At 69.5% G+C, this 13,733-nt stretch carries 11 protein-coding genes and 1 tRNA gene; 7 read left to right on the forward strand and 5 right to left on the reverse strand.

The features are described 5' to 3' along the window. Positions 1–53: 53 nt before the first annotated feature. Positions 54–1,637, reverse strand: coding sequence for a beta-N-acetylhexosaminidase (locus ACGFZS_RS34760; RefSeq protein ID WP_393798440.1), 1,584 nt, complete (start codon positions 1,635–1,637; stop codon positions 54–56). Positions 1,638–1,749: 112 nt separating this feature from the next. Here ACGFZS_RS34760 and ACGFZS_RS34765 point away from each other — a divergent pair, with 112 nt between their 5' ends. After that, positions 1,750–2,631 carry a DUF4429 domain-containing protein gene (locus ACGFZS_RS34765; RefSeq protein ID WP_393798441.1) on the forward strand — a complete coding sequence of 294 codons (882 nt, stop codon included), beginning with the start codon at positions 1,750–1,752 and terminating at the stop codon, positions 2,629–2,631. A gap of 56 nt (positions 2,632–2,687) precedes the next feature. Here the strand turns inward: ACGFZS_RS34765 and ACGFZS_RS34770 are convergent, their stop codons facing one another. Next, a complete protein-coding gene (locus tag ACGFZS_RS34770; RefSeq protein WP_393798442.1) occupies positions 2,688–4,250 on the reverse strand; it encodes a purple acid phosphatase family protein in 1,563 nt (520 codons plus the stop codon). 165 nt (positions 4,251–4,415) lie between these two features. On the opposite strand from ACGFZS_RS34770, the gene ACGFZS_RS34775 reads away from it, so the two are divergent. Next, positions 4,416–4,673, forward strand: a complete 258-nt coding sequence (locus tag ACGFZS_RS34775) for a hypothetical protein (RefSeq protein WP_355710602.1) — start codon at positions 4,416–4,418, stop codon at positions 4,671–4,673. Positions 4,674–4,693: 20 nt separating this feature from the next. Beyond that, on the forward strand, positions 4,694–6,511 hold the full coding sequence (gene glmS / locus ACGFZS_RS34780; RefSeq protein ID WP_393798443.1) for a glutamine--fructose-6-phosphate transaminase (isomerizing): 1,818 nt from the start codon (positions 4,694–4,696) through the stop codon (positions 6,509–6,511). 158 nt (positions 6,512–6,669) lie between these two features. Here glmS and ACGFZS_RS34785 read toward each other — a convergent pair whose 3' ends face one another. Both ACGFZS_RS34785 and ACGFZS_RS34790 read right to left on the reverse strand, forming a co-directional pair. Further along, positions 6,670–7,236, reverse strand: coding sequence for a GPR1/FUN34/YaaH family transporter (locus tag ACGFZS_RS34785; RefSeq protein WP_359215514.1), 567 nt, complete (start codon positions 7,234–7,236; stop codon positions 6,670–6,672). 154 nt (positions 7,237–7,390) lie between these two features. Further along, positions 7,391–7,918, reverse strand: coding sequence for a universal stress protein (locus ACGFZS_RS34790; RefSeq protein WP_359215517.1), 528 nt, complete (start codon positions 7,916–7,918; stop codon positions 7,391–7,393). Between the two features lie 342 nt (positions 7,919–8,260). Here ACGFZS_RS34790 and ACGFZS_RS34795 point away from each other — a divergent pair, with 342 nt between their 5' ends. From ACGFZS_RS34795 to ACGFZS_RS34810, 4 genes are all read left to right on the forward strand, one after another. After that, the gene (locus ACGFZS_RS34795) at positions 8,261–8,524 is read left to right on the forward strand and encodes a hypothetical protein (protein WP_359215520.1); all 264 of its coding nucleotides are present in this window, start codon (positions 8,261–8,263) and stop codon (positions 8,522–8,524) included. Positions 8,525–8,901: 377 nt separating this feature from the next. Beyond that, positions 8,902–10,074: a helix-turn-helix domain-containing protein gene (locus tag ACGFZS_RS34800; RefSeq protein ID WP_355710612.1), complete on the forward strand. Its 1,173-nt coding sequence runs from the start codon at positions 8,902–8,904 to the stop codon at positions 10,072–10,074. A gap of 142 nt (positions 10,075–10,216) precedes the next feature. Continuing rightward, positions 10,217–10,819 (forward strand): oligoribonuclease, encoded by a 603-nt coding sequence (orn, locus tag ACGFZS_RS34805; protein ID WP_351497616.1) that lies wholly within the window; start codon positions 10,217–10,219, stop codon positions 10,817–10,819. A 125-nt stretch (positions 10,820–10,944) separates the two neighbouring features. Beyond that, a tRNA-His gene (locus tag ACGFZS_RS34810) sits at positions 10,945–11,017 on the forward strand. Between the two features lie 856 nt (positions 11,018–11,873). Here ACGFZS_RS34810 and drmB read toward each other — a convergent pair. Then, complete coding sequence (gene drmB, locus ACGFZS_RS34815) at positions 11,874–13,733, reverse strand: DrmB family protein (RefSeq protein ID WP_393798444.1); 1,860 nt, start codon at positions 13,731–13,733, stop codon at positions 11,874–11,876.

A 13,733-nucleotide genomic window follows, 5' to 3' on the forward strand; every position in this document is an offset into this window, starting at 1 on the left:
CCCCCCGAGTACGGTCCTCGGGGGGAGCCCGTCGTCCTTTCCGCCCGCTCCGCCTACTTCGCAGGCCAGGGCACCTGCGGGGAGCGGTAGTAGGCGATGCCGAGCGCGTCCCAGCGCGGGGCCTGGGCGGCGAGCCGCGCCTTGTAGGCGTTCCAGGAGTGGGTGGCGGCCGGCGACCAGCCGAGTTCGGCGACGCCCTGCAGCCTCGGGAACGCCATGTAGTCGAGGTCGGCGTCCGTCACGATGGTCTCGGTCCACAGCGGCGCCTCCACGCCCCTGACCGCCGCACCGGGCGCCCCGGCGAGATAGGTGCCCGGGTCCCAGTCGTAGGACCGCCGCACCTCCACCAGGCCCGCCCAGTCCTGGCCGAGCCGGGTGTCCTCGGTGTACTTCATGTCGAGGTAGACCCGGTCGGCGGGCGAGAGGATCAGCCCGGTGCCGTGCCGGGCGGCCTCGGCCACCTGGGCCTTCTCGTCGGCGGCGGTGTCGTCCAGGCCCCAGTACTGGGCGAGGGCCCCGGCGGCCGGGTGCGCGCCGGTCAGCTGGTGCCAGCCGATCACCGTCTTGCCGTACTTCGCGACGATCGGCTGCACCCGGTCCATGAAGGCCACGTAGTCCGCGTGCGGGGTGGAGTGCGCCTCGTCGCCGCCGATGTGGAGATAGCGGCCGGGGGTGAGGGCCGCCAGTTCCCGGACGACGTCGTCGACGAAGTCGTAGGTGACCGGCTTGCCGACGCACAGCGAGCTGAAGCCGACCTCGGTGCCCGTGTAGAGCGGGGGTGCCGTGCCGTCGCAGTTGAGGCCGGCGTAGGAGGCGAGGGCCGCGTTGGTGTGGCCGGGCAGGTCGATCTCCGGGACGACCTCCAGATAGCGGGAGGCCGCGTAGCGGACGATCTCCCGGTAGTCGGCCTTGGTGTAGAAGCCGCCCGCGCCGCCGCCGACCTGGGTGGAGCCGCCGTAGGCCGCGAGCCGGGGCCAGGAGTCGATCGCGATCCGCCAGCCCTGGTCGTCGCTGAGGTGCAGATGCAGTTCGTTGATCTTGTAGAGGGCCAGCTGGTCGATGTAGCGCTTCACCTGGGCCACGGTGAAGAAGTGCCGGGAGACGTCGAGCATCGCGCCGCGGTAGGCGTAGCGCGGCCGGTCGGTGACGGTGCCGCCCGCGACCGGCCAGGGGCCGGGCTGCACGGTGTCCTTCTCGACGGCCGCCGGGAGCAGCTGGCGCAGGGTCTGCACACCGTGGAAGAGGCCGGCGGGCTCGGCGGCGGTGAGGGTGACACCGTCGCGGCCGCTGTCGAGCCGGTAGCCCTCGGCGCCGAACGGGCCCTCGGCCAGCCGGAGTCGGATGCCCTCGCGGCCCTGGGTGGTGACGGGCAGCCGGTAGCCGGTCGACGGGCGGAGGATGCCCGCGAGGTACTCGGCGACCCGGCGGGTCGCGCGCGAGCCGTCGACGCGGATGGCGGTGTCCCGGGTGACGCGGTACGGCGATCCGCCCGCCGTGACGGACGCGGGTGCCGGAATCACCTGGCCGAGCGGGGTCGGTGCGGAGTGCGGCGCGGGCTTCGAGGCCGCCGGGGTCGCGCCGGCCGTGAAGGCGCCGGCCGCCGCGACGAGCAGCAGGGACCCGAGGATGCGGGCCATACGGGGAGTCGTGCTGTGGTGCCGTCTCACATGCGCTCCCATCGGTGGTGGTCCTGACCGACCAGGATTGGTCGAGACCACTCTCCCGCAGATCCGGTGGAACAATCCCTCCATGGCGGAAATCATCCAGAAGGACGGCATCTGGGCCTTCGACTCGGATGCCCTGCGGCTGACTCCGGGGCGGGACAAGAACGTGAGTGTGCTACGCCGGACGCTGGGTGAACTGGTCGTCCCGCTGGGGGCGTTGGCGGGGATCTCGTTCGAGCAGGGGCGGAAGTCCGGGCGGCTGAGGCTGCGGCTGCGGGACGGCGCCGACCCGCTGCTGCACGCCACCGGGGGCCGCCTCGCCGAACCCCACGACCCCTACCGGCTGACGGTCGAGCCGGACCGGTACGGGGTCGCCGAGTACTTCACGGACGAGGTGCGGGACGCGCTGCTCCTGGAGCGGGTGCCGGGCACGCCCGTGAGCGGGTACCTGCTGCCGGGGCCGCAGCTGCCGCTGTCGGTGTCCGCCGGGGACGGCACGGCGTCGTTCGACGGGGAGCGGGTGCGGCTGGAGTGGAACTGGAAGACGGAGGACGCGAAGGCCGCCGCCGGTCCGCGGACGCTGGCCCTGGCGGACATCCTGGGCGTGGAGTGGCAGCCGTCGGCCGGGCTGGAGAACGGCCATCTGCGGTTCCGGGTGCGCGGCGCGCCGGCCCGGACGCGGGCCAAGTACGACCCGAACGCGGTGGAGCTGTGGGGGTTCAAGCGCGATCCGCTGATGGCACTGGTCGCGGCGGCGGTGCAGGCGCGGCTGCCGCATCCGTCGACGGCCGCGGGGGCGGAGGCGCAGAAGCCGGAGGCGGAGGCGGACGAGGTGGCCGCGGCGCCCGAGGCCGATCACGACGCGCTGCTGCGCCGGCTGCGCGAACTCGGCGAGCTGTACCGCGCGGGCGTGCTCACGGACGAGGAGTTCACGAGAGCCAAACAGGCGGTCCTCAAACGGATGTGAGGACCGCCTGCCGTTGTTCGGCCGTTCGGCTATTCGGCTATTTGGCTGTTCGGCGACTACTTGGCCTTGCGGGCCACCGTGAAGTGGTCGATGCGGTCGCCGGTCTCGGCGATGCCCGACACGTTCAGCTTGGCGTAGCGGCCGCGCGAGGCGGGCTCGACGTCGACGCGCAGGAACGAGTAGTTGAGGTAGCGCACCCGGGACCAGGCGACGGTCTCGTTGACCTTGCCGTCCTTGGTGTTGATGAAGGAGGCGACGGAGTCGACCTCGTTCAGGTGGCCCTCGTAGGAGTCGGGGGCGGTGAAGGCGTAGAGGCTGCGGCCGGCCGCGCCCGCGGTGACGTAGACGACACCCTCGGTGTCGGAGTACGCGGTCTCGCCGATCGGGAGCTTCTTGACGACCTTGTCGCCCTTGATGACGTCGGTGCGCTCGTACTGGTGGTTGTGGCCGTTGATGACCAGGTCCACCGTGTACTTCTCGAACAGCGGCACCCACTCCTGGCGCACGCCCCCCTCCGAGGCGTGCGCGGTGGAGGTGCAGTAGGCGCAGTGGTGGAAGAACACGATGATGAAGTCGATGTCCTTCGAGGCGCGGAACTTCTTCAGCTGGCCCTCGAACCACGTGGTCTGCGTGCCGCCCGAGATGCCGAGGTTGGCCGGGATCTCGAAGGAGACGTCGTTCGGGTCGAGCGAGATGACCGCGGTGTTGCCGTAGACGAAGGAGTAGACGCCGGGCAGGTTCGCCTTGTCCGGTCCGTTGTCGGGCAGGGTGAAGCGGGCCTCCTCGCCGCCGTAGCCGTTCGGCGAGTACCAGGCCTCCATGTCGTGGTTGCCGTACGACACCATCCACGGCACGGACTTGGCGACGGACTCGGTCTGGGCGAGGAACTGGTCCCAGATGCGCGAGTCGAAGCCGGTGTCGCTGGCCTTGCCCTGGCCGGCCGGGTCGCCGTAGGCGATGTCGCCGGCGTGCAGGTGGAAGCTGGGGTTCTGGCCGAGGATCAGGCTGTCGTTGGCCAGCGCGTGGTAGCTGACGCCCTGGTCGCCGAAGGCCGTGAAGGTGAACGGCGTCTTGCAGTCGGGCGCGGTGGTGAAGGTGCCCAGGGTGCCGAGCAGGTGGGCCTCGGCGGGGTCGAAGCCCTGGTGGCCGACGCCGTAGTAGTACGTCCTGCCGGGGCGCAGGTTGGCCAGCTTGGCGTGCAGGTAGTACTGGGTGCGGTCGGCGCTGGCGCCGACGCCGGCCGGGGTGTACAGGGTGCGGATCTCGGCGTCGATCTTGCGCGAGAGGTCCCAGGGGTGGGCGCCGATGCGCACGAAGGGCTTCTTGACGGCGACCGGCACCTGCCAGGAGATCGTCATCTCCGTGCTGGCGTCGTTGCCGAAGGCGAGGTGGCGGCCGAAGGGGGCGACGAGGGAGCCGTCGACCTGCTCGGTGGCGGGGGCGGAGGACTGCGTGGGGACGGCGGCCTGGGCGGTGCCGCCCAGAACGAACTGACCGCCGGTGATGGCGCCGACGGTGACGGCGCCGCCTCTGATCATCGAGCGCCGGGAGAACTTGGCGCGGAGGTACTCGTGCTGCTCGGCCATGCTGCGGTCGGCGAGCTCATCGGGTACGCCCATACGAGGAATGTCCATGGCGTCTGAAAGTCGTCTCCACAAGCAACGTGGCGCAAGACACAGGATGGACAGGTTACGAACAGAGCCCCATAAGAGATTCAACAGGCCGTTGCCCGGAATCGGGCAGGATTCTTGCGAATCCGGCGCCGGTACTCCAGGATCTACCGGGTGCACGACGAACTCGTTGATCATCTGGCGCGGTCCACGCCCCTGAGCCGGGGCGAGGCGCTGCGGGTGATCCAGGACGTGCTCGCCTACTTCGACGAGCCGGCCGGGGACTACGTCCGGCGCCGCCACCGCGAGCTCCAGGCGGAAGGCCTGGTGAACGCGGAGATCTTCGACCGGATCGCGGCGGATCTGAAGTACAGGGCGGTCGCCCCGCCGGAGCTCACCCTCCGGCAGCTGCGCCGCATCGTCTACGGCTGAGGAATACGGAACACCTATATATGTGCGGAATTGTCGGATACATCGGTAAGCGCGATGTCACCCCCCTCCTCCTGGAGGGTCTCCAGCGGCTGGAATACCGCGGCTACGACTCGGCGGGCATCGTCGTGACCACGCCGAAGTCCGCCGGTCTGAAGATGGTGAAGGCCAAGGGCCGGGTCCGGGACCTGGAGGCCAAGGTCCCGGCGCGCTTCAAGGGCACCACCGGTATCGCCCACACCCGCTGGGCCACCCACGGCGCCCCCTCCGACCTGAACGCCCACCCGCACATGTCGGCCGACCAGAAGGTCGCCGTCGTCCACAACGGCATCATCGACAACGCCGCCGAGCTGCGCCGCAAGCTGGAGGCGGACGGCGTGGTGTTCCTCTCCGAGACCGACACCGAGGTCCTCACCCACCTGATCGCCCGCTCCCAGGCGGAGACCCTGGAGGAGAAGGTCCGCCAGGCGCTGCGCGTGATCGAGGGCACCTACGGCATCGCCGTCATGCACGCCGACTTCCCCGAGCGGATCGTGGTGGCCCGCAACGGCTCCCCCGTGGTCCTCGGCATCGGCGACAAGGAGATGTTCGTCGCCTCGGACATCGCGGCCCTGGTCACCCACACCCGCCAGATAGTGACCCTCGACGACGGCGAGATGGCCACCCTCAAGGCCGACGACTTCCGCACGTACACCACCGAGGGCACCCGGACGACGGCCGAGCCGACCACCGTGGAGTGGGAGGCCGAGTCGTACGACATGGGCGGCCACGACACGTACATGCACAAGGAGATCTTCGAGCAGCCCGACGCGGTCGACCGCGTGCTGCGCGGCCGGATCGACGACCGCTTCTCCACCGTGCACCTCGGCGGCCTCAACCTCGACGCCCGGGACGCCCGTGCCGTGCGCCGCGTGAAGATCCTCGGCTGCGGCACCTCGTACCACGCGGGCATGATCGGCGCCCAGCTGATCGAGGAGCTGGCCCGGATCCCCGCCGACGCCGAGCCGGCCTCGGAGTTTCGCTACCGCAACCCGGTCGTCGACCCCGACACCCTCTACATCGCGGTCTCCCAGTCCGGTGAGACGTACGACGTCCTCGCCGCCGTCCAGGAGCTGAAGCGCAAGGGCGCGCGGGTGCTGGGTGTGGTGAACGTGGTGGGCTCGGCGATCGCGCGGGAGGCGGACGGCGGCACGTACGTGCACGCGGGTCCCGAGGTCTGCGTGGTCTCCACCAAGTGCTTCACAAACACAACGGTGGCGTTCGCGCTCCTCGCCCTCCACCTCGGCCGCATCCGCGACCTCTCGGTCCGCGACGGCAAGCGGATCATCGAGGGCCTGCGCAAGCTGCCCGCCCAGATCTCGGAGATCCTCGCCCAGGAGGCGGAGATCGAGCAGATGGCCAAGGAGTACGCCGAGGCCCGCTCGATGCTCTTCATCGGCCGCGTCCGGGGCTACCCGGTGGCCCGCGAGGCCTCCCTGAAGCTGAAGGAGGTCTCCTACATCCACGCGGAGGCCTACCCCGCCTCCGAGCTCAAGCACGGTCCGCTGGCGCTCATCGAGCCGGCCCTCCCCACGGTGGCGATCGTCCCCGACGACGACCTCCTGGAGAAGAACCGCGCCGCCCTGGAGGAGATCAAGGCCCGCAGCGGCAAGATCCTCGCCGTGGCCCACCAGCACCAGGAGAAGGCCGACCGCACGATCGTCGTCCCGAAGAACGAGGACGAACTCGACCCGATCCTCATGGGCATCCCGCTCCAGCTCCTCGCCTACCACACGGCGAAGGCCCTGGGCCGCGACATCGACAAGCCGCGAAACCTGGCGAAGTCGGTGACGGTGGAGTAAGCGCCCCGTCAGGGGCGCGGGGAACTGCGCGAGCAACCCCCACGCACCCGCACGGGCCGACGAAACCGAACGGACCCCTCACGTGGGCCACATGGCCACGGAGGGGTCCGCTCTCTGTGTCGCCGGGGACGCCCAACTCCCCGGCGTCGGCTGCCGTTTCAGCCGTGGGCCGTCACCCCCCGGCCGGCAGCCCGCCTCGGAATCGCCGTCGGCCAGTGCGCGAGCGCGGCCGTCGCGGCGTACCAGGCCACCGCTCCCGCCGCCGCGGCGACCCACCCACCGACCTTGGTCAGTGACGAACTGTCGGCGAAGCTCGCGACCGCGAGGAGCAGCATGGACAGGAACAGCAGCCCGTGCATGGCCTGTCCGAGCGTGTCGCCGCCCGCGAGGGTCAACGACAGGGCCACGAGGGCGAAGAGGAGCAGGAAGAGCCCGGCGCCGTTGGCCGAGGCATGGCCGCCGGACGAGACGGCCCAGGTGAACCAGAGGGCGCCGAGGGCCACATAGCCCGTGCCGTTCGCGGCGTCACGGTCACGGAAGGCCAGCAGGCCGACGAGGAAGAGGGCGACTCCGCCCACGTAATGGGCGACTGACACGGCGTCGGACGTGGTGACGTTGTCGATCACGCCGGTGGTGCCGAGGCCGAACGCCAACAGGGTGATTCCCAGGGCGAGTCGGCCGGCCACGGTAGTGGTTCCGCTTCCCGCGGAGACGTCATTGTCCACGGCGGGCTCCCTTCATGCTTTGTGCAGTTGTGCGCGGTGACCGATATATGCCCTTCACAAGGGCACAAACACCTCTGCACGCCAGAAAATTCAGGCACTGCACGAAGGGAGCCGGGCCGTTCCCACGGCACATCTCACCTGGGAGAACGGGGAGTTACGGAATGACAACGACGGGCCGCTTGGCCCGCTTGGCGAGCCGCCCGGCGACGGAGCCGAAGATCCGGCCGACGATCCCGTGGGTCGACCCCACGACGATCGCGTCCGCCTCGTACTCCCGCCCCACCTCTTCGAGTTCATGGCAGATGTCACCGCCGCGCTCGACGAGGATCCAGGGCACCTCGGACAGGTAGTCGGCGCAGGCGAGCTCCAGACCGAGCACCTCGGTGCGGTGGTCCGGCACGTCGACGAAGACGGGTGGCTCGCAGCCGGCCCACACGGTGGTCGGCAGTCGGTTGGCGACATGGACGATGATCAGCCCTGTGCGGGAGCGGTGTGCCATCCCGATCGCATAGGCGAGGGCGCGCTCACTGGAGGTGGAACCGTCGAAGCCGACGACCACTCCGTGCTTGAAGGCGGGATCGCAGGAAGGACGTGGCTCTTCCGCCGCCAGCGCATCGGCCGCCGTGGGGTCGGCGACCGGCCGCTTGCGGTCCGCTGGATCGAAGAATTCGTGACCGGCCATGGCTGTCTCGGCGTTGGGATCCTTGTGTAGGGGAGGGACGACAGTGTGCGGCGGAGCTGTGTCCGGGAAACATCTTCCCAACCCCATACCCCCAAGGGTACGGCGGCACGCCTCCTCAGCCCAGATCCCGCGCACTCTCCGTAGGGGACGTTCCCCGGAGTCGGTTGGGGGTTCCCCGGAGCATGCACGAGGCGCGCCCGTAACGCAATGGTTGCTGCCCCGTACAGGCGGTTTGCACAGGATTCGGACAGGACGGACGCCCACGCACGGTGACCGACCGCTCGAACACGCGTTGATCACGGCACGAGTGCACCACGAGGGAGTACGACAGGGAGTACGACGATGTCCGGACGGCGCCCCACCGCCCCCGAACCACACCCCGCCCCGGACGCCGCGGGCGACGTGGTCCGCTGGGCCGCGTTCTCCTGCGTCCTCGTCCCGGTGGTCCTCCTCTGGTACGGCACCTCGCTGGCCGGCGCCGCCGGAACCGCCCTCGGCCTGGCCGCCGTCACCACCGTCTGCCGGTTCCTGCTGCGCCGCTCGGAGCGCGGGGCGACGGTCCGGGGAGGCGGACGTCACAGCAAGGGCAGTACACCGGTCGACTGACCGGTTTCCGTGCACACGAACGCTTCTTTTCAGCCAACTTCCCGCCCCTGTCCAAGAGGCGCCCCCACCACCCCCAAACCCCCGTTCCACCTGCACGGAAAGGGGCCAGGGGACCCCTCGCACCCTACGCGGTTTGGCCACTGCGACGAGGCGCACTTCCCTGCACGGCCCGTGAGTGCAACGCTTCGTGATCGAATGCTTCACGCCAAGTTGTCATGTCGACAATCGACGGCGTGTCGAACTGGTCAACGCGACACCGCGGAAACCAGTAGATTCGATCTTGACGTCTTACGGCGGGGGACTCGTGCAGGACCGAGGGGAAACGTGCAGGAGCGACACAACCGAGGAGCCGCGACCACCGAGGGGGGCTTAGCAGGATGAGCCACGACTCCACTGCCGCGCCGGAAGCCGCGGCCCGGAAACTGTCCGGGCGACGCCGCAAGGAGATCGTCGCGGTGCTGCTGTTCAGCGGCGGCCCCATCTTCGAGAGTTCCATACCACTGTCGGTGTTCGGGATAGACCGCCAGGACGCCGGCGTACCCCGCTACCGACTGCTGGTGTGCGGAGGCGAGGAAGGCCCGCTGCGGACCACAGGGGGCCTGGAACTCACCGCGCCGCACGGCCTGGAGGCGATCGCACGCGCCGGCACGGTCGTCGTACCGGCCTGGCGCTCGATCACCGCGCCGCCGCCCGAAGAGGCGCTGGACGCACTGCGCCGCGCGCATGAGGAAGGGGCCCGCATAGTCGGGCTGTGCACGGGCGCGTTCGTGCTGGCCGCCGCCGGCCTGCTGGACGGCCGCCCGGCCACCACCCACTGGATGTACGCGCCGACGCTGGCCAAGCGCTATCCGTCGGTGCACGTCGACCCACGAGAGCTCTTCGTGGACGACGGCGACGTCCTGACGTCCGCCGGTACGGCGGCCGGAATCGACCTCTGTCTCCACATCGTGCGGACGGACCACGGCAACGAGGCGGCCGGCGCGCTCGCCCGGCGCCTGGTGGTCCCGCCCCGCCGCTCCGGCGGTCAGGAGCGCTATCTCGATCGGTCTTTACCAGAGGAGATCGGCGCCGACCCGCTCGCCGAGGTCGTCGCCTGGGCACTGGAGCACCTCCACGAGCAGTTCGACGTGGAGACGCTGGCGGCCCGCGCCTACATGAGCCGCCGGACGTTCGACCGCCGTTTCCGGTCCCTGACCGGCAGCGCCCCGCTCCAGTGGCTGATCACCCAGCGCGTGCTCCAGGCGCAGCGGCTCCTGGAGACGTCGGACTACTCGGTGGACGAGGTGGCGGGCCGCTGCGGCTTCCGCTCCCCCGTCGCCCTGCGCGGCCACTTCCGGCGCCAGCTGGGCTCGTCCCCGGCCGCGTACCGGGCGGCCTACCGGGCCCGCCGGCCGCAGTCCGACCGCTCCGAGGCCCCGGAACCGCCCCCGCTGCCGCCGACGGGTCCGCTGCCGGTCCAGTACCCCGAGGGCGTATTGCCGATGCAGACCCGCAGGTCAGCGGCGGTAGGCCTGTCAGCCAGCCTGCCGGGCCCACGCACCGGCAGCTGAGGTGACCGTCCCGCCCACCCGACCGGTTCGGGTGGGCGGCGTCACACCCTCACCCACCCACCGAGCACGGCGGCCGGTCCCGCGCGCCTTCGGCGCCGCACCGGGGGCACCCAAACGCCGACGTCAGCTTTAGGGTGGTCGCATGAACGATCGCATGGTGTGGATCGACTGCGAGATGACCGGCCTCTCGCTGTCCGACGACGCGCTCATCGAGGTGGCCGCGCTGGTCACCGACTCCGAGCTGAACGTGCTCGGCGAGGGCGTGGACATCGTCATCCGTCCGCCGGCCAAGGCACTGGAGACGATGCCGGAGGTGGTGCGGCAGATGCACACCACGTCCGGCCTGCTCGACGAGCTGGCCGGCGGCACGACGCTCGCCGAGGCCGAGGAGCAGGTCCTGGCCTATGTCCGGGAGCACGTCAAGGAACCCGGCAAGGCCCCGCTGTGCGGAAACTCCGTCGGCACCGACCGCGGCTTCCTGGCCCGGGACATGGCCGCCCTGGAGGGATACCTCCACTACCGGATCGTCGACGTCTCCAGTGTCAAGGAGCTGGCCCGGCGCTGGTACCCGCGGGCGTACTTCAACAGCCCGGAGAAGAACGGCAACCACCGCGCCCTCGCCGACATCCGCGAGTCGATCGCCGAGCTGCGCTACTACCGCGAGGCCATCTTCGTACCCCAGCCCGGCCCGGACTCGGACACCGCGCGGACGATCGCGGCCAAGCACGTCCTGCCTGCGGAATAGCCGTTCGGAAGCCGTTCGGAAGGTCTCCGGAGGGACCCCGGTAAAGCCGTGCGCGAGCACCCCTTCGGACCCTGTACACTTTTTCTCGGCCGGTCGGAAAGACCACAGAATGACCGCCGGTCGTGGTGGGTGTAGCTCAGCTGGTAGAGCACCTGGTTGTGGTCCAGGATGTCGCGGGTTCGAGTCCCGTCACTCACCCTATGGGATAGGCCTGTGACCTGCGAAAACGCAGGTCACAGGCCTATCTGTCGTTTGGCCACGGCCGAACGGCGGCTCATCCGCCCGCGATTCGAGTCGTCCGGGAAGGAGCAAATAGGCCGTAAGTCCGCATAGAACTCCACTTAACGTATGCATCTAGTGACACACTGTGTAGATTTCATTCATCGATCCGCCACTGAGTGACGGGTCCTGATCAGAGCCATGGCCCGTCCTTCAGAAGGGCGGCGTAAACCGTCGCGGCACTGACGCCGAAGCCAGCCTGCAGTTGTTCCCGTATCCGTGCCCGTCCGCGCATAGTTGAGAAGTGCCGCCGTGACTCGCCGGCGCCCGAACGCGTAGAGCGCGGGCTCGATGAACCAACGGCAGAAGCTGGGGTCGGGTCATAGGCGGCTGCGGCCATCAACGGCGCGAAGAACTCCTCGTACAGGGTGACGCGTTCGAGTAGTGATCGGCATGCAGGCGCGGGGCGCCGTAGGGGTCGTGGTGTTCGGCGCGGATGGCGCGGATCTCAGCGACTGCCCGGTCCTCGGCCGCCTGACGTCCGGCTCGGGCCAGTGCGGTGGCCTGATGCCAGTAGCATCTGGAGTGGGACACTCCAGGAACCCGGCACAGCCGCTTGGCGCCGAAGTCGGCGAGATTGCCGGAGATGAAGTGTCCCAACGGCAGGGGCTCACTTCACCTCCCGAGCTTCGTGATCCATTGTCAGGGTGTCCACTCCCAAGGAGCAGACTCGCTCCTGGCTCCTTCGTTCAGGCTGCTGCGGGAGATCGGCTGCCTCCGCCAAGACAGTCGGAGAGTGGCACCGGAACGGCGTCCGCGGAACATCGGGACCGGATCACTCGTCTGCCCGGGGGTAGTAGCCGGTGATCCCCAGCTCGGGGGAGCCCACGAGCAGCGCGCGGTCGAGCAGGATGTTGTTCAGCTCGCAACTGGTCTCTGGGAGCAGGATGCATGCATGGCACGCGGCGAGGTTGAGTCCGTCCGCGCCGCTGGCGTCGGCCTCCATGCACAGCGGGTCGGCCGAGCACCACGCGATGCGGCGCAGTGCCGCGTCAAGTGCGGAAGTGAGTCGGTCGGGCTGTCCTTGGGCGATGATGCCGCCGAGACTGCCGGCCGAGTCGCTGGTCGCGGTGTACAGGAGGAAGGCCGCCATCTCGTCCGAGACGTACAGGCGCTCCCGCAGGGCGGCGGCGGGGTAGCCGCAGTCCAGGCTCCACTCGTTGATGAGCGCGTGCGCCAGGGTGTGCACGAGGACCAGTCGGGGTGACACCGGTGATTGAGGCTGCGCATCGCCGCGTTCGTGAAGCATCTTGAGGTGCCGCTTCCGCAGGGCCTTCACCCGAGCGCCCGCCGGTTCGGATTCCACCGTGGACTCCCAGGCGCGCAGGCGGTCGGTGTCCAGTCGAACGAAGACGCCCTCGCCGATCACCTCGATCGCGGGAAGCCAGGAAACCGCGCCTCGATGGAGCCGGGCACGCCGACCGGGCGGGTCGGACGGCATCGGGGCGATGACCCGGGTGAACGCGGTCAGGGCACGCACTTCACGCAGTCGCTTGACGAGCATCGTCTGCTCGACGCCGGGCACAGTCGGTGAGCTGGCCGTGACGTTCGCGGGGACACACACGAAGTGTTGGTTCTCGGGGGTGTCCTCGGTGGTGGAGCTCAACTGACGGAACTCCTCGGTGCGTAGCCGGTCCGCCAGTTCGAAGGCGTCCGGGTTCTCCGGGTCGGCGTCCTGTTCGCGTTCGGCCGCCTCGAGGGTGCGCACGGCATCGACGATGTCCGCGGGGGTGTAGCGGCCGTCGGCCAACCATCCCTCGTCCAAGGCGTACTCGGCGATACGTGCGTCGTCCTTTCCGACAAGGTGCCTGCGGTGCTCGCGCCGCATGACCATCTGCATCAACGCCTTGTGCCACGGCGGAATGGTCAGGGCGGAGCGGACCACCGGGAACCAGGCCGCGGATGCACCTCGCTGCAGGGCTTGCAAGGCTTCCCCACAGCCTGGTTGCGTCGCCTCGTCACCGAACCAGGGACGGTGCCCCTTGCAGGTGATGCCCAGCCGTGCCATCTCCTTACCGCTGAAGGCTCCCTCGAGGGAGGCCTTCTTGCCGCAGCTGCATTCGATCACGATGGAGCGTAGGGATGCGGTGCGCCCGGTGGAGATCAGTTTCATCCGGCACCGGTCCGTCGATCCGTGAGATGCGGCTTCCCGGCGTCGGTGGGTCCACTCCCAGTAGGGGAACTCGGACAGGTGGCCCTTCGCGCAGGCCACGATGAAGCGGGAGGGGGTGACCGTCCGATCGCATTGTCCGCAGTGGCCGCGGCCCTTGGGCGAGTTGAACCCGCTGTAGGGCTTCAGCGCGCCGCATCCTTGGCAGGAGTACGTGGTGGGGAAGCGTCGCACGCGTACCCCGTCACCGGCAGGTGGATCGGACGCCGGAGGCAGGTGGAAACCCCGTACGTGCAGGTCGCTTTCGAGTCGGGGTTCGTGGATGTCGAAGTCCGGTTCGACCTTCCATGTGTCCAGTCCGCTCACCAGGAACGACTGGTCGCCGATGGCCACCATCGCCCCCACGCCGTAGGTGGTGATCTGTTGGGCGCGGCGCACCGCGCCGAGCCGTCCCAGTACGCCTTGGGGCGACGGCTCCTTGCCCTCTTGGTCTAGGCGACGTCGGCTGCCCGAACGAAGTCCCAT

Source organism: Streptomyces sp. NPDC048288, from assembly GCF_043201555.1.
GTDB lineage: Bacteria > Actinomycetota > Actinomycetes > Streptomycetales > Streptomycetaceae > Streptomyces.